This is a genomic window from Methanobacterium congolense (assembly GCF_900095295.1).
GTDB classification, from domain to species: Archaea; Methanobacteriota; Methanobacteria; order Methanobacteriales; family Methanobacteriaceae; genus Methanobacterium_C; species Methanobacterium_C congolense.
The window spans coordinates 131045-148958 of record NZ_LT607756.1 but is presented as its reverse complement, the minus strand read 5'-3'; the positions used below and the strand labels follow the sequence as shown (position 1 = coordinate 148958).

General features: G+C 42.0%; 15 protein-coding genes. 7 read left to right on the top strand and 8 right to left on the bottom strand.

Going from position 1 to position 17914, the window contains the following annotated elements; genetic code table 11:
• The first annotated feature begins 114 nt into the window (after positions 1-114).
• The 7 genes from MCBB_RS12325 to MCBB_RS00650 all read left to right on the top strand — a co-directional run bounded on the left by MCBB_RS12325 (position 115) and on the right by MCBB_RS00650 (position 10860).
• Positions 115-1734 carry a PKD domain-containing protein gene (locus MCBB_RS12325; RefSeq protein WP_071905803.1) on the top strand — a complete coding sequence of 540 codons (1620 nt, stop codon included), beginning with the start codon at positions 115-117 and terminating at the stop codon, positions 1732-1734.
• Positions 1735-2139: 405 nt separating this feature from the next.
• Positions 2140-3807, top strand: coding sequence for a PKD domain-containing protein (locus MCBB_RS12320; RefSeq protein WP_071905802.1), 1668 nt, complete (start codon positions 2140-2142; stop codon positions 3805-3807).
• A gap of 431 nt (positions 3808-4238) precedes the next feature.
• Positions 4239-8114, top strand: a complete 3876-nt coding sequence (locus tag MCBB_RS00670) for a chitobiase/beta-hexosaminidase C-terminal domain-containing protein (RefSeq protein ID WP_071905801.1) — start codon at positions 4239-4241, stop codon at positions 8112-8114.
• A gap of 95 nt (positions 8115-8209) precedes the next feature.
• Positions 8210-9043 carry a DUF11 domain-containing protein gene (locus MCBB_RS00665; protein ID WP_071905800.1) on the top strand — a complete coding sequence of 278 codons (834 nt, stop codon included), beginning with the start codon at positions 8210-8212 and terminating at the stop codon, positions 9041-9043.
• 112 nt (positions 9044-9155) lie between these two features.
• The gene (locus MCBB_RS00660) at positions 9156-9791 is read left to right on the top strand and encodes a MotA/TolQ/ExbB proton channel family protein (RefSeq protein ID WP_231916377.1); all 636 of its coding nucleotides are present in this window, start codon (positions 9156-9158) and stop codon (positions 9789-9791) included.
• Complete coding sequence (locus MCBB_RS00655) at positions 9791-10117, top strand: DUF2149 domain-containing protein (protein WP_071905798.1); 327 nt, start codon at positions 9791-9793, stop codon at positions 10115-10117. Before MCBB_RS00660 ends, MCBB_RS00655 begins: the two co-directional genes overlap by 1 nt.
• 38 nt (positions 10118-10155) lie before the next feature.
• A complete protein-coding gene (locus MCBB_RS00650; protein WP_071905797.1) occupies positions 10156-10860 on the top strand; it encodes an ABC transporter substrate-binding protein in 705 nt (234 codons plus the stop codon).
• Positions 10861-11124: 264 nt separating this feature from the next.
• On the opposite strand, the gene MCBB_RS00645 is transcribed toward MCBB_RS00650, so the two are convergent.
• The 8 genes from MCBB_RS00645 to MCBB_RS12015 form a co-directional block, all read right to left on the bottom strand.
• Positions 11125-12423, bottom strand: coding sequence for a formylmethanofuran dehydrogenase subunit B (locus MCBB_RS00645; protein ID WP_071905796.1), 1299 nt, complete (start codon positions 12421-12423; stop codon positions 11125-11127).
• A gap of 25 nt (positions 12424-12448) precedes the next feature.
• Positions 12449-13264 (bottom strand): tungsten-dependent formylmethanofuran dehydrogenase subunit FwdC, encoded by an 816-nt coding sequence (fwdC, locus tag MCBB_RS00640; protein ID WP_071905795.1) that lies wholly within the window; start codon positions 13262-13264, stop codon positions 12449-12451.
• A complete protein-coding gene (gene fwdA / locus MCBB_RS00635; protein WP_071905794.1) occupies positions 13261-14976 on the bottom strand; it encodes a tungsten-dependent formylmethanofuran dehydrogenase subunit FwdA in 1716 nt (571 codons plus the stop codon). The genes fwdC and fwdA overlap by 4 nt, the downstream gene beginning before the upstream one ends.
• A 20-nt stretch (positions 14977-14996) precedes the next feature.
• A complete protein-coding gene (gene fwdD / locus MCBB_RS00630; RefSeq protein ID WP_071905793.1) occupies positions 14997-15389 on the bottom strand; it encodes a tungsten-dependent formylmethanofuran dehydrogenase subunit FwdD in 393 nt (130 codons plus the stop codon).
• Positions 15386-15643, bottom strand: a complete 258-nt coding sequence (locus MCBB_RS00625) for a 4Fe-4S binding protein (protein ID WP_071905792.1) — start codon at positions 15641-15643, stop codon at positions 15386-15388. Before MCBB_RS00625 ends, fwdD begins: the two co-directional genes overlap by 4 nt.
• 164 nt (positions 15644-15807) lie before the next feature.
• Positions 15808-16863 carry a tungsten-dependent formylmethanofuran dehydrogenase subunit FwdF gene (gene fwdF / locus MCBB_RS00620; RefSeq protein WP_071905791.1) on the bottom strand — a complete coding sequence of 352 codons (1056 nt, stop codon included), beginning with the start codon at positions 16861-16863 and terminating at the stop codon, positions 15808-15810.
• Positions 16835-17317: a 4Fe-4S dicluster domain-containing protein gene (locus MCBB_RS00615; protein ID WP_071905790.1), complete on the bottom strand. Its 483-nt coding sequence runs from the start codon at positions 17315-17317 to the stop codon at positions 16835-16837. The genes fwdF and MCBB_RS00615 overlap by 29 nt, the downstream gene beginning before the upstream one ends.
• A gap of 367 nt (positions 17318-17684) precedes the next feature.
• Positions 17685-17825: a hypothetical protein gene (locus MCBB_RS12015; RefSeq protein WP_171899053.1), complete on the bottom strand. Its 141-nt coding sequence runs from the start codon at positions 17823-17825 to the stop codon at positions 17685-17687.
• Between the last annotated feature and the right edge of the window lie 89 nt (positions 17826-17914).

Sequence of the window (17914 nt, the reverse complement as noted above, 5' to 3'; positions counted from 1 at the left end):
TTAACCTCAAAATTGGATTCTTACAATCGGATATATTTATATAATTGATTAACCGATTTGAATTTAGATATGTAAATCTTAACATATCATATAAAAATAATCGGAGGTGAAAAAGTGAAAAAACACGCAATACCAATAGCAGTTCTGCTTGTTGTGGCATTAGCCCTTTGTGGAAGTGCATCTGCAACTGACCTGAGCAACACAACCAACATTACACAGAACAACCACGTCTACATCAACGTTTCAAATGATAATGGAGTTAAGTACAACGTGGACTATGATTACTATTTAAACAACGCAACATACAGCCCGGGCGGTAGCAATGGTACTTACTACATCAAGGCTGAAGGTGGAGGACTTAACCAGCTTCACATCTGTTACAGTAACGATACAAGCGCTATGTATGGTCAAGTAATGGTGAACAACACCACCAGTGGTTCTTACTCTGGTGTGTTCTACATAACCACCACTGGTGGTCGTGGGCTCAACGATGATATCATACTTCTGTTATCAGTGAAGGGACCTATATCTGATAATTTTAATTTGACCATATTCTCAAGTGGGTACACTTGGACAATTCCTGTCTTTGGTCAGACTCAGCCACCACTGCCAACAAACCCTCAGTACGTTGTAGGGGCTGTGAATGAGACTTTCACAAAGTCTGACTTCCGTTACGGTCCTCAGACACAGAGGCCTGCTCCTTCAGGATGGCAGCCACTTTACTCTGGCCAGGATACCAGTGATCCTTCAACTGCTGAGTACTTGATGTTCATAGATCTCTACGTTGGAAACTTAAAGGCAGGTCTTGCACAAGCTCCAATAGATAACGGTGCTGTTAAGGTTGAATACACAATCAACAACCTGTACACAAATGCTTCATTCAACGCTTACGCATGGACTGGTGCATCATTCCAGGGTACTGGAATTAACTGGTGTAGCCCAATCATAAACAATATGAATCCATGTGTGGTTACAATTAACTACAAACCTGTGACTCCTGTTGCTGATTTCTCTGCAGACACTACATCTGGTTCCTCACCTTTAACCGTGAAGTTCACAGATACGAGTAGCAATTACCCAACCTCATGGCTCTGGGACTTCGGAGACGGCGTAACAAGCACAGAACAGAACCCAACACACACCTACACCAAACCAGGAAACTACACAGTAACACTCACAGCAAGCAACCTTGCAGGTAACAACACTGTGACAAAAACAAGTTACATCACAGTTCTAAAATCTGATGTCTATGTGAATATAATACCTTCAAATTCCAACCCACAGATCGGGGATACCGTAACCTACAAATTCAAACTAGGTAACAACGGACCAGGAATAGCCAAGAACGTAACATTCACATACACAATACCAGAAGGACTCGAATACGAAGGTGCAATTGTGGACCAGGGAACCGTAACCTACAACACAACAACCAGAACACTAACCTGGAACCTAGGCGACGTAGCAGTCGGAGACCCTAACCTATGGCTACAACTCAAAGTACTACAAGCAGGCAACTACAACATACAACCAACAGTCACAGTAGGAGGCACAACCCTAGAAAGCAACATCAACTCTCTACAGGTAAACGCAGCCTCACCAAGCACAGAAACAGTGAACGCAGCAACAACAACCAAAACAGTACCAATGAAAACCACAGGAATGCCAATAGCAGGACTAGTATCAGCACTGCTCATGATAGGAAGCGGATTAGCAATATCCAGAAAAAAATAAACCCTTTTTTCTTTTTTTATTTCTTTTGAATGTCTGATTTTGGATTTATTTCGATTTATTAAACTAATTCAAATGAAGAGCCATATTTTATGGAATGGCAGTGAATACCAAGCTTAAGGTAACTCTTTTTGAAGTTTTTCATTGTTTTAGGATTATTTTTAAAACTTGCATCATGTTAATTTGATCACATGGTAATTCCCTGGTGAAATTTTTATCTATTCATTAGGGTTTGAATGATTTGGATTCTGAGTATTATCTCTAAATTCTTATCAAAAGATTAGATATTTTTCTATTATTTATTTAGGAAGGATGTTAGAATCTTAAGGTTTATATGAATGGTTAGCATATTTGAATTTAGATATGTAATTCTAAACATATCATATAAAAATAATCGGAGGTGAAAAAGTGAAAAAACATGCAGTATCATTAGCAATTCTCTGTTTTATGGTATTGGCCCTGTGTGGAAGTGCATCTGCAGATAGTGTAAGCGGAACTACGATTTCCACTCAGTCGGGCATGAACACAACGGATCTTCCATCCAACAGGCACATATTCATCAACGTGTCCAACGATGGAGGGGTGAAGTACAACAATGACAGTGCTTATTACGTTGGCCCTAACGGTACCTACTACATCAAAGCAGATGGAGGTGGATTGAACGAGCTTCACATCGCTTACACCAACAGTACAGATTATAACAGCACCACAGGCAAGTATTTAAACTATGGTGAGGTAACTGTTGTTAATTCCACGAGTTTGTCCTCATCAGGTGTGTTCTACCTCACCAACACTGGGGGTCGTGGATTCACCGATGACATCATACTTCTGTTATCAGTGAAGGGGCCTATATCTGATAATTTCTCCGTGACCATCATTTCGAATGGTTACACATGGACACTTCCAGCGGTTGCTGGGGCATATCAGCCACCAACACCAACGGACTATCACTACATCACAGGTGTGAATGAGACTTTCACAAAGTCTGACTTCCAGTACGGACCACATGTCTACAAGCCAGGTCCAGGAACATCATGGACTTTACCTTTATACTACGGTCAGGACACCAGTGATAACTCCACTGCTGAGTACCTGATGTTCATAGATCTCTACGTTGGAAACATTAAGTCAACTAGTGTGCCAGGTTTAATAGACAACGGTGCTGTGAAAGTGCAATACGTATTCAATAACCTGAACACAACAGCATCCTTTAACATGTATGGATGGACACTTGCATCAAATCAGGGTGAGGGAATCAGCTGGACAAACAAAGTTGTATTGGGAGATACGCAATCCAGTGGTTACACAGTTAACTATAAACCAGTGACTCCTGTTGCAGACTTCTCTGCAGACAATACATCTGGTTCCTCACCTTTAACTGTGAAGTTCACAGATAACAGTAGTAACTACCCAACCTCATGGCTCTGGGACTTCGGAGACGGCGTAACAAGCACAGAACAGAACCCAACACACACCTACACCAAACCAGGAAACTACACAGTAACACTCACAACAAGCAACCTTGCAGGTAACAGCACTTTGACAAAAACAAGTTACATCACAGTTCCAAAATCTGATGTCTATGTGAACATAATACCATCAAATTCCAACCCACAGATCGGGGACACCGTAACCTACAAATTCAAACTAGGTAACAACGGACCAGGAATAGCCAAAAACGTGGTATACACATACACAATACCAGAAGGACTTGAATATGATGGTGCAATTGTGGACCAGGGAACCGTGACCTACAACGCAACAACCAGAACACTAACCTGGAACCTAGGCGACGTAGCAGTCGGAGACCCTAACCTATGGCTACAACTCAAAGTACTAACCGCAGGAAACTACAACATACAACCAACAGTCACAGTCGGAGGCACAACCTTAGAAAGCAACATCAACTCTCTACAGGTAAACGCAGCCTCACCAACAACCACAGACCCAGAAACAGTAAACGCAGCAACAACCACAAAAACAGTACCAATGAAAACCACAGGAATGCCAATAACAGCCCTAATATCAGCACTACTCCTCATAGGAAGCGGAATAGCCATAAACAGAAAAAAATAAACCCATTTTTTATTTTTTTTATTTTTAAAATGAATTTAAAAACTAGTTTTGAACTTGTTGTTAACATGATATAACATTTTAAAAGCTCTAAATTTGAATAAAAGTTCTTGAATACTATTAAATTTTTATGTACGACATGATCCGGGAAAAGATCGTGCAACAGCCAAACTTATCCACAAGAAAAATAAAGTCCCAGCTTTTCTTATTTTTAAAAAAGATAATTCATTGAAATAGGATGAAATTCAACTTAAAACTGCTTATTTTCAAGTATTTAGTGAATATTCTTGTTTATATGCTTGTTTTGAATTTCAGGAATGCGTGAGATGGGGAGTATCTTTTTCAAGCCCCTGTAATTTGATCTAAAGGTTTATTTATAACGAGACATAATCCTTAACATGTCGGATTACTAATTATATGGAGGCGGATAAAATTTGAAAAACTATGTAATATCACTAGCACTCGTATGTGCCATGGTATTCACTCTTTGCGGAAGTGTATCTGCAGATGTTATTTCATCCAACGCCGATGTGAATTTAACAGTGGCGAATGATGCAGGTGCAAGATTTAACGATAACGGGAATGTTACAGGTGAAAACAACACCTACAACTTCTTCAATTCCTCGGCTCAAAGTGCAACCCAGGGTCAGAACGCTCTGCACGTAACCACGAGCAACACTAGTGATTATGGGAGTGTGAACTTCACAACTGCCCAGTCCGGTACCATCTACCTGAGCGATACCGGAGGAAGGGGCTGGGATGATAATGGAATACTCATGATCGCAGTTAATGGAACGATTCCAGATAACTTCAAGATCCACATAACTGCAAGTGGTTATCAGTGGACTCCATTATCATACATAGATCATCCCACCCCAGACAACCTTACCTACGTCCCAGTGACTGTTAACGAGACTTTCACAAAGGATGATTTCCTCTACGGTCCTCAAACATGGAGACCATGTCCTGCTTATAATTATTCCATTTATGAAGGTCAGGATGTGTCAAATTCATCCAACACATTCCACATAATGTTTGTGGACCTTTGGGCAGGACTATTTGGGAGCGGCACAAGGAATTTGTATCCAGACACGACTTTCATAGACAATGGAATGATAAAGATCCAGTACGCGATTGAAAATCTCGAGGATGGATCCATGCTGGCCTTCGGTGCCTACGCCTACTGTAAAGACTCAAAACAGGGTACTGGAGTTCGATGGGTTAACCGTGTTGGAAGCACTGGAGCATCAGGTTACTACATCAACGGTGTTACTGAACCTGCAGTTGCAGACTTCTCTTCAGACAAAACCAAGGGTACTGTGCCTTTAACAGTTCAGTTCTCTGATAAATCAACTGGAACCGGCCCATTCACATACCTTTGGGACTTCGGAGACGGCAGCACATCAACTGAACAGAATCCAAGCCACACCTACACAACCATAGGCAGCTACACAGTAACACTAACAACAACCAACAGTCTGAGCAGTTCAGTGAAAACCCTGAACATCACAACCAGTGACAAGGATATTCAGGCACCAACACCTTCAGCAGACCTGCCAGAGGGAACCTACAACACCAGTAAGCTCGTCAACTTGATTGCTCTGGATGATCAGGATTCTGATCCTAAGATATACTACACGTTAAATGGAGACGATCCTACAACGAGCAGTACCCTCTACAATGGACCGATAAGTCTTGATAATGAAGGAAACACCATCCTGAAGTTCATAGCTGTGGATGCTTCTGGAAACATCTCGGACCTTATCACACTGCTTTACACCATCGATAAAACAGCACCGACAGTAACAAGCAGTCCAAGTGGAAGTAGCTACAACAGCACCCAGAAGGTTGTGTTAACAACTTCAGATGCAAGCACAACTAAGACTTACTACACAACAGATGGAAGTGATCCAAGAACCAGCAGCACGAGAAGTCTTTACAACGGTGCAATCACCATCAGTAACACAACAACACTCCAATACGCAGCAATCGATGCAGCAAGTAATTGGAGCCCTGTTTACAACGAAACCTACAACATGGTGGACACTGAAGCACCTGTAGCTTCAGCAGATGTGAAGGGTGGATCCTACACTACAGATCAAGTTGTTAAGTTAAGTGCAACTGACAACATGGATCCTAGTCCCAAGATCTACTACACCCTTGATGGAACCAACCCAACAACCAACAGTACACTCTACGACTGGCCAATAAGTATCAACCTTGTTGGAACCACTGTTCTGAAGTTCATTGCAGTGGATGCTGCAGGATACGTCTCAAACGTGATCACAGAGGTCTACGCACTGGACAAACCAGCAGCAGCCGGTACTTGGAACAGTACCATACTTGACAGTAACAGTATGTACAATTCAATTGCAGTTGATGCATCTGGTAATCCACATATAGTTTACTATCAGAAGGCTGAGTCAGATACTGCATATCCCGAGCTTAAATATGCATACAAGGACAGTACAGGATGGCATATAGAGACCATTGAATCAACTAAATCAGGTTCTGGTTTCTACGTATCATTGGTACTTGATTCTCAGGGCAACCCACATATAGCCTACAGTGAAAGTACACCTGACATAATGAAGTACGCATACAGGGACAGTACAGGATGGCACATCTTCAATCTGGTCAGCAACATAGATGTTTCCTACATCAACCTGGTTCTCTACAAGGATCAGCCAATGATCAGTTACTACGAGAACACGGAAGAAAAGGTTAAGTTCATGTACCTCAACGATAGTGGTTGGGTTCAGGAAACTGTGACACCAACAGCACAGTATGGTCACTGGAACTCACTTGCAATTGATTCCAATGGTAATGCATTCATCAGTTTCTACAGTTTAGGTACCACCAATCTTAAGTGCGCCACAAGGGTAGCACCAGGATTGTGGCAGATGAACAAGGTGGATGATTCAGGCGACGCTGGAATGTGGAACTCCATAGCAGTTGATGCTGAAGGTAAGCCACACATCAGTTACATCGTCAATGCAGGTAACTACCTCAACGCTGGTGACCTAAGGTACGCTTCATGGAACGGTACACAGTGGATCATTGAAACAGTAACTACACTGAAGGCTTCAGCCTGTAAACTACTGTTGGATACATCAGGAAATCCAAGGATCATCTACACCGACTTCACAAGTGGAAACCTGAAGTACGCCTACAAGGAAGGTGCAACCTGGATCACCAATTTCATAGACACAGTTGACGGTGCTGGAAACTGGTTATCCATTGCAATGGATCCATCAGGAAACCTCAGTGTAAGTTACATGTCTGCAAACTCACGTTTGAAGTACGCAAACCTGGTACCATTCATAACAAGTGCAAGTCCAACTGGAGGAAGTTACAACACGATACAGAATGTAACCCTCACATCCAACGATGGAACAACGATCTACTACACAACAGACGGCAGTGATCCAAGAACCAGCAGCACGAAAACAGTTTACTCAGCACCTTTAACCATTAAAAGCACAACCACGCTTAAATTTGCGGCTGAGGACTCTGCAACTAACTGGGGTTCTGTTCACACAGAGATATACTCCATAACAGATATCACAGCACCAGCAGCAAGTGCAAGTCTTCCAAGCGGACTTCACAACACCAACTCAGTGACCTTAAATGCGGCCGATGACCTGGACTCAAGTCCAACCATCTACTACAGTACAGACAACGGCACAACATGGAACCATCAGACAGGCAGCGTAACACTGACCCTTAACCAGGGAACCACGATTGTGATGTTCTACGCAGTGGATGCAACAGGCAACACTTCTCCTGTTTACAACGAGACCTACACAGTAGATAGTATAGCACCAACTGTGACAGCCAATGTGGGTGGAGGAAATTATTACAGCCCTCAGAATGTGGTTTTAACTGCAGATGGAGCTGCAGATATTTACTACACCCTTAACGGTGCTGATCCAACCACAAGCAGTGCGAAGTACAGTGGTCCATTAACCATAAGCTCATCAACCACTTTGAAGTACATCGGTGTTGATGCATATGGAAATGTTTCACCTGTAAAATCAGCGAAGTACCAGGTATACAAATCAGTTGCGTACAGTTACACAGTCCGTGTTCCTTACCAAAAACTCAGGTACTGGGGAAAGTACAAGGTGGCCTACAAAGCCAAAGTCAGACACTACACCAAGGTCAAATACAAGTACAGGGGTAAATGGAGAACCAAATACAAGGTAAAATACACCTACGTGACCAAGTACAAATGGAAGAGGGGCTGGATTTACTACTGGAAGTACATAAACCAGACAAGATGGGCCAACAAATGGGTACTAACATAAACACGGGAGAACCCTCCCATTTTCTCTTTTTATTTTTTTTTAAGAATGGAAATACAGGTTTAGGATTCAATGAATTAAATTAATTAGGTTGAAAAATGAAGCTCAAAAAATTTAGCATCGCCCTATTAGGGCTAATATTACTCTTATCACTCATTGGCAGTGCGTCTGCTGCCGGCCTAACTGCGGAGCTCGATCCAAGAACAGCACAGGTGGGAGATACAGTCACATTGACAGTGACTGCAAATAATGACGGATTGTATGACTGGTATCCAGTTATTATAAGAGTTACACATTCCAGTGGATTGGAGTTTCAATCGTTCATAGTCCCAGATAAAACACTGCAAAACTACGATGAATCAACTGGAATATGGAATGTGAATCGGATGAGGCACGAGGAAAGGGGTTTGTTGAAAACCCTCGTCATAACCTACAAGGTAATGCCTTCAGCAGCAGGTAAAACTCTGACTGCATCAGCAAGGTTCAAAACCCTTCAAATAGAAGCCACAGGTGATGATATAACAAATAACTACCCTGCTGCAAGGACAGATAGTCTCACTGTTTCCAGTTCTAATGGTAATACAGGACATGGAAATGGTACCGGAAATGGTACCGGGACAGGAAACGGAAGTGGTACTGGAAATGGAAATGGTACGGGTAGTGGAAATGGAAATGGAAATGGGAACGGGAACAGCCTCATCGATGCCTCTGGAAATTCTAAACTTGCCAGTGCAATAGGTAACATGACCAGTTCCAATAAAAACAGTCCCCTGAAGAATTTACAAGGTGGTGGAGGTGGAGGAAGTGGAAAAGCCTACGAAGTTACCACCACTCCCCAAAAGACAAACCCTGACTACCTTTACATCCTGGTAGCACTGCTGCTGATTGGCCTGATCCTTGCAGGTTACTTCTACGGAGTCAGAAGAGAATGAAGAGTATTTATCCTCTTTTTACATTATTTATAGATTCAACAGTTAAAATCAAGAGAAAAAACTATATTCAGTTAATATAATCTAAAAAATATATAGAAAAAGGTGTTTAATCATGAGTACCATTTACGCTACGTTCAGCAGCAGTATGCATGCAATTTCCCAGAGCCTCCTGATGCCAGTGATGATCGTTCTTACAATCTTCTTCATCTACGCTCTCATCAACCTGGGCATTTTGTTGGGGGAGTACTACAAAAGAAGAAAGACCAACTTCGATCTTAAGGATTTCATCAACCAGATCCTGTCCCTCAAGCATGGAAATGACCACCAGGAAATAATCAGAATAGTTGAAGCAAGTGAAATTCCGAAGGGCCATAAAAACGTGCTTATGACCCTTGTGAACAGTTCCGGTGTGAGTTCTGAATTCAGGGAGTCACTCGTCATGAAGATGGTTGAGGACGAAACCATAAAAGCCGCTAAAAAACTTGAAAGAACAGATATCATTGCAAAGATCTCCCCTGCAGTGGGACTTATGGGAACACTGATACCCCTGGGTCCAGGACTCACAGCCCTGGGAAGTGGGGATATTGAGAACCTTGCACAGCATCTTCTGATTGCATTTGATGCAGCTGTGCTGGGTATGGCTGCAGCAGCAATCGCATTCAGTGTGTCCAAGATCAGGAGACGGTGGTACGAGGAAGATATTTCAAACCTTGAGAGTATGGCAGATGCAATTATGGAGATCTTGTGATGTTGAAGCAGAGGCGTTTTAAACAGAAGCGGGGTTTGCTTTCCAGTGACGAAGAGATAGATCCAATGATCTACGCCGTCAACATGGTGGACTGCATGCTTGTTCTGGCAGTTGGATTCCTAATATTCACCATAATGTTCATGAGCACAAGCACGGTGTCTCCACAGGAGAAGGCCGCAATGCAGGAAGCAGTTGATCTCAACATGGGACAGGAAGTGAACAGCACTGTTCAGAATTCTTCAAGTGGTGAAAGCGGACTGTCATCTGTGGGAACCGTTTACAAGGACCCAGCAACTGGTAAGCTGATAATGATAAAGAACAGTTGACATTGAAAAAAAAGTTATAAAATCAAAGGAGCAATCGAATGACGATTTACATCTGCGTTGATGATACAGACAACCTGAATTCAAGGGGTACAGGAAGACTTGCAAGGGCAATTGCAGGAACCATCTCAAAGAAGTATCCTGTGATTGGGGTTACAAGGCACCAGCTCTACGTGCATCCTGACATACCCTTCACATCCCACAACAGCTGTGGAGTTATCCATGTGGACAGTGATGATATGGAGATCATGGATGAGCTCTTCGAGATAGGTAAGAAGGAGATCTACGATGACTTCATCGAGGGCAGTGATCCAGGTATTTCAGTGGCCCATGATAGCCAGATCCTGCCGTCACTTGTTGCCTATAGTAAGGACGCTAAAAACACCGTTCTAAACCAGGAAAAGGCAAGAACCCTTGCAAAAAACCTTAACATTCGCCTTGAAGGTCTTGGTGGAACAGAGGATGGAGTCATAGGATCTATGGCAGGACTTGGACTGGCCTTTGCAGGTAACGATGGCAGATTCCTGATGAAAGGAAATATAAGAGATTACCTAGGTCCTCAATCAGTAGAAACCCTTCTCAATGCAGGTATTGATGCTGTTTACACCGTTGACGGTAGGCTGGTGACAGAGGGTATTGTGATGAACCCCGAGGGCAAGTCTGTGAAACCATGTCCAGTCAACGGTAAATGCATTCTCTTCGTTGATACAAGCGATGGGATGCTTCAGGCAGTTAAAAGGGACTGATTCATAACTAGAATCAAAAAATCAGTAAAATTTAGTTTATTACTTGATCGATTGAAAAATAGATAATATCTATCTTCTTCTATTTTTTTAAAAATAATTATTTAAAAATGTTTAAAATTATTTAAAAATGATTTTAAAGTTTTTTTTATGTTAAAATGTCAACATTGAGTTAATTTTTAGAATTAATTTAAAACGAGTTTTTAAAAATAAAAAAAAGTAGAGATTTGAAGCCGCGCGCTTGCTTCAATCCCATTTTATCTATGCTTATTTGGATGCGTTGATCTCTTTGACCTTCTCAAGGATCCTCTCAAGGATCTCTCTGTCGGTGAGCAGGTCAGTGTCCACGACTTTTCTCATCCTGATTGGAACTCCTTCCATCCTATATGCAGTACCCTCTGCCTGCATACCCACGATTGCAGGTGGGATGATGACATCTGACATCTCGGTGGTTGGTGTTCTGTGTGGTTCGATTGCCACGATAGGAATCTCAGCCATTCTCTCAAGTGCCTTCTGTGGGAAGTTTCCACCAGGGTCTGATGCTATTACAAGCATTCCATCTGTTTCCTTGCTCTGAAGAAGGTCGTTTGAACCTGATTCACCAGGGTTGTACCTTGGAGTTCCTGTTGCAAAGTCAACACAGTATGGATATCCAACCTCCCAAGTACATACCTGGTTGAATCCTGTAACGTTGTAGTGGCCCCTCATTGGTATAAGGTTGAACTTGGCGTTTCTGTTGAGGTCGGTTGTAAGACATATGGCTGTGTCTATGTTTCTGTGTTTTCCACGGCTGTGGGTGATACCCATTCCAAAGAAGAGTATACCGAACTGTGCATTTTTGAGTACTTCCACTGTTTCGTATATGAGTTCCTTTGGTACCCCTGCAACTTCATCGTATAGGATGTCGTTACCAAGGAGCACTGTTCTTATTGCGTCCAGGAGTTCGTAGTCGTGGTCAAAGTCAAGCTGCAGGTGAATGTCTGCGAGTTTTGATGAATCTGTTTTCCTTGGGTCCACAACTATGAGTGTCCTGTCTGGTCTTCCTCTCTCCCTGAAGAAACCCCTTGCAAAGACGTTTCTTGAAAGGTGTCTTGGGTGTGCGTGCATTGGGTTGCATCCCCAGTAGACAACTACGTCTGCACGGTTTTTAACCTCACCAAAGGTACATATTGGGTATCCAACGTCCTGAAGTCCCAGAACAGATGGTCCGTGGCATACAGAAGCTGTGTTATCTATACATGCTTTAGCTTCTTCAGCGAGTTTCACTCCAACTGCCTGTGCGTCACAGTCAGTACAGCTCCATCCGTACATCAACGGCCTTTTTGAGTCTGCGAGTATATGTGCAGCTTTGTCTATGGCTTCATCCATGGTGACTTCCACGAATTCTCCGTTCTTTCTCACGAGTGGTTTGGTGAATCTTTCAGCACCTTCAGTGTGAACGAATTTACTGTGCCCTATTATACAGGCGTTCATTGTGCCCACAATCTCGTTGTTCTCAACTTTACAGATTATATCGTCACATAGAGTTCCGCAAAATGGGCAAACAACATTTTTTACAAGTTCCAAAGTTATCCCTCCAATAACTCCTAATTTAGTAAGGTGCTATGTGGCTGTTTCCTGCAACTGCAACGTATACAATTCCGCTTGCTCCTTTGGTTGCAAGATCGCCCTTAAATTTGTAGAAAGCACCTTCAATAACTTCTCCATTTACTTCTATATCTTTTTCAACTCCAAGGTACTGGAATCCTGGTAAGAATTCATCGACGATTCCTTTAATAATTATTGTACCGCCTTTCATTTCTCCACCAGCTCTTGCAACAACGTTACCCTCAATTATGAGAACTCCGCCGTTCATGTGGACTCCTGGCTCTATTGAAGTGTTTCCTTTGATTACGATCTTACCGCCTAGCATGTACTCTGCGATTTCGCTGCCCACATTTCCATAGACAGTTAGGATACCACCGGTCATACCTCTCCAGTCACCACGGTATGCTGAGCCAACGTAGTCGTTTGCATCACCCATTATGGTTAACTCACCGCCAGACATGTTCTGTCCCGCCCATGAACCAACGTTTCCTTCCACAGTGATTTTTCCACCTTTCATTTCCACACCAACGTACATGTTGGCGTTTCCTTTGACGAGTATTTCACCGGCACTCATTCCCTGACCTATCCTCTTGGTGTTGTAAACATCACCATCGATTATGATCTTGATCTCTGAGGGATTTTCTGCGGATTCTCCTTCAACATCGAAGAACTCCTGGAGTCTTACCTGACTGTTACCATTCCATATTCCCATGTTTTTGATTTCATCTATAGTTTTACCCGCTAGAACATCGGGGATTATGTTGTTTATTTCAAGAGGTACCTGTGGCTGTTCCTTAGGTGTTAGAATTATTTCACTCATTGGATCACCCCGTTTATTGGACATGATTTAGGAAGATACTCTTCCTGGACAGGGTAGTTTGCAAAGTTGACTGAGTAGTATTTTTTGAACATCTTCTCAACTTCGGATTCTACCTCTTTCTCTAACTCACCATCGTAAAGGGAGTTGATCCAGTAGGTTCTTCCGTGTGTACCTTCACTGACAACAACACCGTCTTTAACTATAACGTTACCATCTTTAAGGACGTATGCAGCGTTCTGAAGTGCGTCTTCAAGTGCCACGTAATCTGCAGACTGGTCCTGGGTTTCTGGGTTGAAGTCGTATATTGCTATATCTGCATCTGCACCCACTCCAAGGTGTCCCTTGGTGTCGCTTAAACCGAGAACTGTGGCAGGTGTGCTTCTTGTTACCTGTGCTATTTCATAGAAGCTGTACTCCCTGTCGATTGTGGCTATACTGGTTTTCTTCTGAGCCCATTTGTGAACATGGTTCTCTATCATGTCTTCTCTGTACTGGTTGCTCATTAACCATGCCATGACCCGTGGGTACCTTGTGAATGGTCCACCGTTTGGACTGTCTGTTGTTAGACATATTTTTTCAGGGTTATTCACAAGCAGGAAGAGTTCAAGGCCTATTGCCCACTGTGATGCTGGAACTGGTGCCCTTGGTGAGTAAAGGAACGGAATAATACCAGATCCTGTTTCAAGTTCCACGTCACAGTTAGCCCATTTAAGTCCATTTAGAAGGTGCATATCATATTCTGCAGGACCGTCAGCTGTCATGGTTGTTGTTTCATCCAGTGTAACCTGTCCAACGTCTATTACTATATGATCGTTCTTGTTAACATAATCAGCTATTCTTGGCGCTTCTGATACGAAGTCCCTCCAGTTAGTACCTCCGTAACTGTGGAACTGAACGTGGGTTGCATAAAGCACTGCATCCCTCTTTCCATGTTTTGGGTTTGCTTTTATTCCTTTTGGTAAATCAAAGGATTTTATGGTTGTTTCATAGTTTCCTGGGTGTCCAAGATCGTTACAGTGGAGGTGTATTGCATGTGGAAGTCCCAGCTTCTCGTTGACCTCAGCCAGGCCCTTTATGATTTCTGCCCCTGTGATGTCGAAGTATGGTGCTGGATCGTTTATTCCATGAACGTTTCCACCCCAACCCCAAGCTTCTGTGCCTGCAGGGTTAACTATTTTTATTGTGTAACCTTTGGTTGCCTTTAAAACCCATGATACGTATGCTGCACATTTATCAATGTCACCCTCCTTCAGGTAATTCATAACGAACCAGTTGTTACCGAAGAGCGGGTATGCTGCATGGTCAAGGAATGGTGTGTCATGAAATTCCTCGTGGGTGTGTCTTGCAAGGAGTGGAGGCATTGCTGCTTCCATTGCAGTTGTGTAACCCATCTGAGCGTATCTGTAACCTGTCATGAATGTTGAAGGGACTGAAAATCCACTTCCTGCTCTTTTAAGGTTTGTTTTACCTTCAACGTCTTTTTTACTGTCTTCTGGACGGAACATCCTTCCAACGTTGACCTTTGGACCTGCTATGTGGGTGTGTGGGTCCACACCTCCAGGCATTACTACTTTTCCAGATGCATCTATGACGTCTGCATCTTCACTTACGCTGTCCACTATTTTACCATCTTTTATACAGATGTCCATCTTCTCTCCATCGATGTTGTTTAGTGGATCATAAACAATTCCATTTTTTATTATACGTTCCAACGAAAATCCTCCTAAAACCGTTAGTAATTTGAAATTTTCCCGTATACTTTCATGAGAGTAGGCATGTCAAGAACTGGCTCTTCTGTAGGTGTTAGCTCAACGGGGATGTTTTTGAAACTAGGTGTTGCTGTAGAATCTGTGTTAGGCCTTACAACTCTGTTTGCCCATGGACCCATTGGGACGTAAACCATTCCCTCTGGAAGTTCTTCGTTTGTATTCACTGCTTTGACAACAACGTCTCCATATTCAGAAACTATTTTTACATTGTCTCCAGCTTTAATACCCAGTTTTTCCATCATATCATGGTTAATGTGACATATGGCTGCTGCGTTTATGAACATTGGGAGATCCTTACCAGACTCTATTGCCTGTCCCTGCCATACTGTTCTGCCTGTGTTTAATATAACCCTCATTTGGCTTCCTCCAGCTCTTCAAGTTTTATGGCGTTTACAGGACATGTTTCAATACATGTACCACATTTTCCACATAGATCTACATGTTTGAGGTTTACCCTTCCATCCTCTACTATCATTATCATGTCTGCATCATCTGTAGGTCCCTTTCCTCCAGCGACCTCAGGACTGTTTAACGCATTGACAGGACATGAGATAACACAGTTCCCACATCCATGGCAAAGGTCTCGATATACTACTAGTCCAATTGGCATTAAATTACCTCCAATTAAATTTTTGGCTTTTCTAATTACAATTTGAAGCCTTTAGTTCATATTATATTTTTAAATATTTGGGAGTGTTTCTACCTATTAAAGATTGTGCATGTAGAAACTTCAGCTACGAACTGTCACTGATTAAAAAAAATAATTTTTTTTCTTCAGTTTTTAACTGATTCGAAAGCTTTTTCCCAGGATTTTGATCTTATTGGTGTGCTGTTGATCTTGGTTCTTGTGACATCTATTGCACTCACTGGGCAGGATCTTTCACATGCACCGCAGTATATGCAGTATTTCTCATCCATGTAGAGTTTTGCCTCTTTATCACCAGATTCTGCAGGCTGTGGGAATGACAGTGCGTTACATGGACATACCATAACACAGGTTTCACATCCCTGGCATGTTTCATCATCATGTTCGAGTTTACCCTCGAATGGTTTGGTAACGCTTGCAGCATCCACTGGACAGATGTCCTCACACCATCCACATTTCACACATGCTTCATCATCTATGAATGAGTCTCCTTTGACTTCAGCATCCTCAGGTTTGATGTCGTACTCACCGTAGGAACATATTCTGCAGGCTGCTTTTATTGCGTTAACTGGGCATGCCTTTTTACACACAAGACAGTAAACACATTTATCCTTGTCAACGTTGATGTCTGAAGCTATTGTTGGGTCATCAGAAGTAGGTAACTTGTAATCCAATGTTATGGCATCTGCAGGACACATCTCTTCACAAACACCACAGTTTATACATGTTTCCTTATCTATTTCAATCTCACCAGTTACAAGCTTGGATCTGTCTGGCAGTTCCCTTGCAATGGTTATTGCTTCCTGTGGACATGCTGTTTCACATGCCTTACAGTAAATACAGGTATCTTCATCAATATCTGCTGATTTTATCAATTGAGGATATTCATCCATGGTTTTTATGGATTTTCCATCTATCTCAAGGTCCAGTGCATCGAATGGGCAGATGCAACTGCACATACCACAGAGCACACATTTGTGTTCATCAATGTCTATCCTACTGGATTCCTGTTCTGTTCTGACCATGGCTCCTGTTGGGTTTACCTCTATAGCACTTACTGGACATATTTTTTCACACAGGCCGCATGAAGCACATAGTTCATTTTTGAAAAGCAATTTTCTGGCTTCTTCACCTGTTCTTTCTACAGAAATATCTCTACCTTCCACCATTTCTGCTGTCTCCATAATCGTCTACCTCCTTAATCTTAATTGATTTAGTGGGGCACATTTCTCCACAAATAAGACATCCACAGCACCATTCAGGGTTTATGTCTGCCTTCAGATCATCCAACACAATGGCATTCATCATACATGAATCAACACAGAGGCCACATCCAATGCATGAATCCCTCACTGAACATTCATATTGATTATTTGAACATATTTTAACTAAAGTTCTTGTTTTATCCTTATCCTTAACAAGAGCATATGTCATCGTAAGAAAATCTCTTGGACATAGGGTGGTAATTGCCTCTGCAACTCCTATTGAATTCCAGGATATGTTCCTACCATTCAGGTAGTGTGAAACCGTTGATCTGTCCATTTCAAGTTCTTTTGCGATTTCTCGCTGGTTACATCCCTTCTTTCTTAACTCGACTGCTGCTAAATATTTCAAACCAGATATTATATGTTTCGGCATATGGACACCATGTGTGTTAGTTACACTTAGTGATCATAGGGATATATACATTTTCTCAAAAAATCAAATAGCAAGATTTATATAGTGCTGTGTAGATTCAACACATAATGCCCTTTTGGGAGTAGAAAGTTTAACTGTTTAAAAGGATATAAAATAGATATTAAGGATTTAAATTGAATTAAAAGTAATTTTAGATTTAAAATTACGAAAAAACAGATTAAGATCCAGATATTTAAGAGTTGAAGTGAAATTAAAAGGGAGTAACTCTTAAGAAAAATCCCAAATCAAAATGAAAAAAAATCCCCTTTAGGCCATGATTAGGGTGTAAATTGAATCATGGGGCACCATCATCATAGGCAATGTGTGGTTAGTACACATCATCAATCATGTACTGGACAGCACTCGAGAGGATTGAATTATCAAAAAGGGTTGGATCAGAAAGAATTTTTGAGGATCTCTCAGAAAGTGCAGTTATTTTTATCCAAACAGCTCGGAGATGGCTACCCATATAGATCCATACCTAAAAGTTCAATATATCCCTATTTATCTTTATTCATTTAAATGGTCTTGAATTTGATGAATAGTGTTTCAACTGTA

Bases quoted from the DNA above. Each gene is read 5' to 3' on its own strand.
- fwdC (WP_071905795.1), bottom strand. From the start codon at position 13,264: ATGAGTGAAATAATTCTAACACCTAAGGAACAGCCACAGGTACCTCTT.
- fwdD (WP_071905793.1), bottom strand. From the start codon at position 15,389: ATGAGGGTTATATTAAACACAGGCAGAACAGTATGGCAGGGACAGGCA.
- MCBB_RS00655 (WP_071905798.1), top strand. From the start codon at position 9,791: ATGTTGAAGCAGAGGCGTTTTAAACAGAAGCGGGGTTTGCTTTCCAGT.
- MCBB_RS00665 (WP_071905800.1), top strand. From the start codon at position 8,210: ATGAAGCTCAAAAAATTTAGCATCGCCCTATTAGGGCTAATATTACTC.
- MCBB_RS00650 (WP_071905797.1), top strand. From the start codon at position 10,156: ATGACGATTTACATCTGCGTTGATGATACAGACAACCTGAATTCAAGG.
- MCBB_RS00660 (WP_231916377.1), top strand. From the start codon at position 9,156: ATGAGTACCATTTACGCTACGTTCAGCAGCAGTATGCATGCAATTTCC.
- fwdF (WP_071905791.1), bottom strand. From the start codon at position 16,863: ATGGAGACAGCAGAAATGGTGGAAGGTAGAGATATTTCTGTAGAAAGA.
- MCBB_RS00625 (WP_071905792.1), bottom strand. From the start codon at position 15,643: ATGCCAATTGGACTAGTAGTATATCGAGACCTTTGCCATGGATGTGGG.
- MCBB_RS00615 (WP_071905790.1), bottom strand. From the start codon at position 17,317: ATGCCGAAACATATAATATCTGGTTTGAAATATTTAGCAGCAGTCGAG.
- MCBB_RS12015 (WP_171899053.1), bottom strand. From the start codon at position 17,825: ATGGGTAGCCATCTCCGAGCTGTTTGGATAAAAATAACTGCACTTTCT.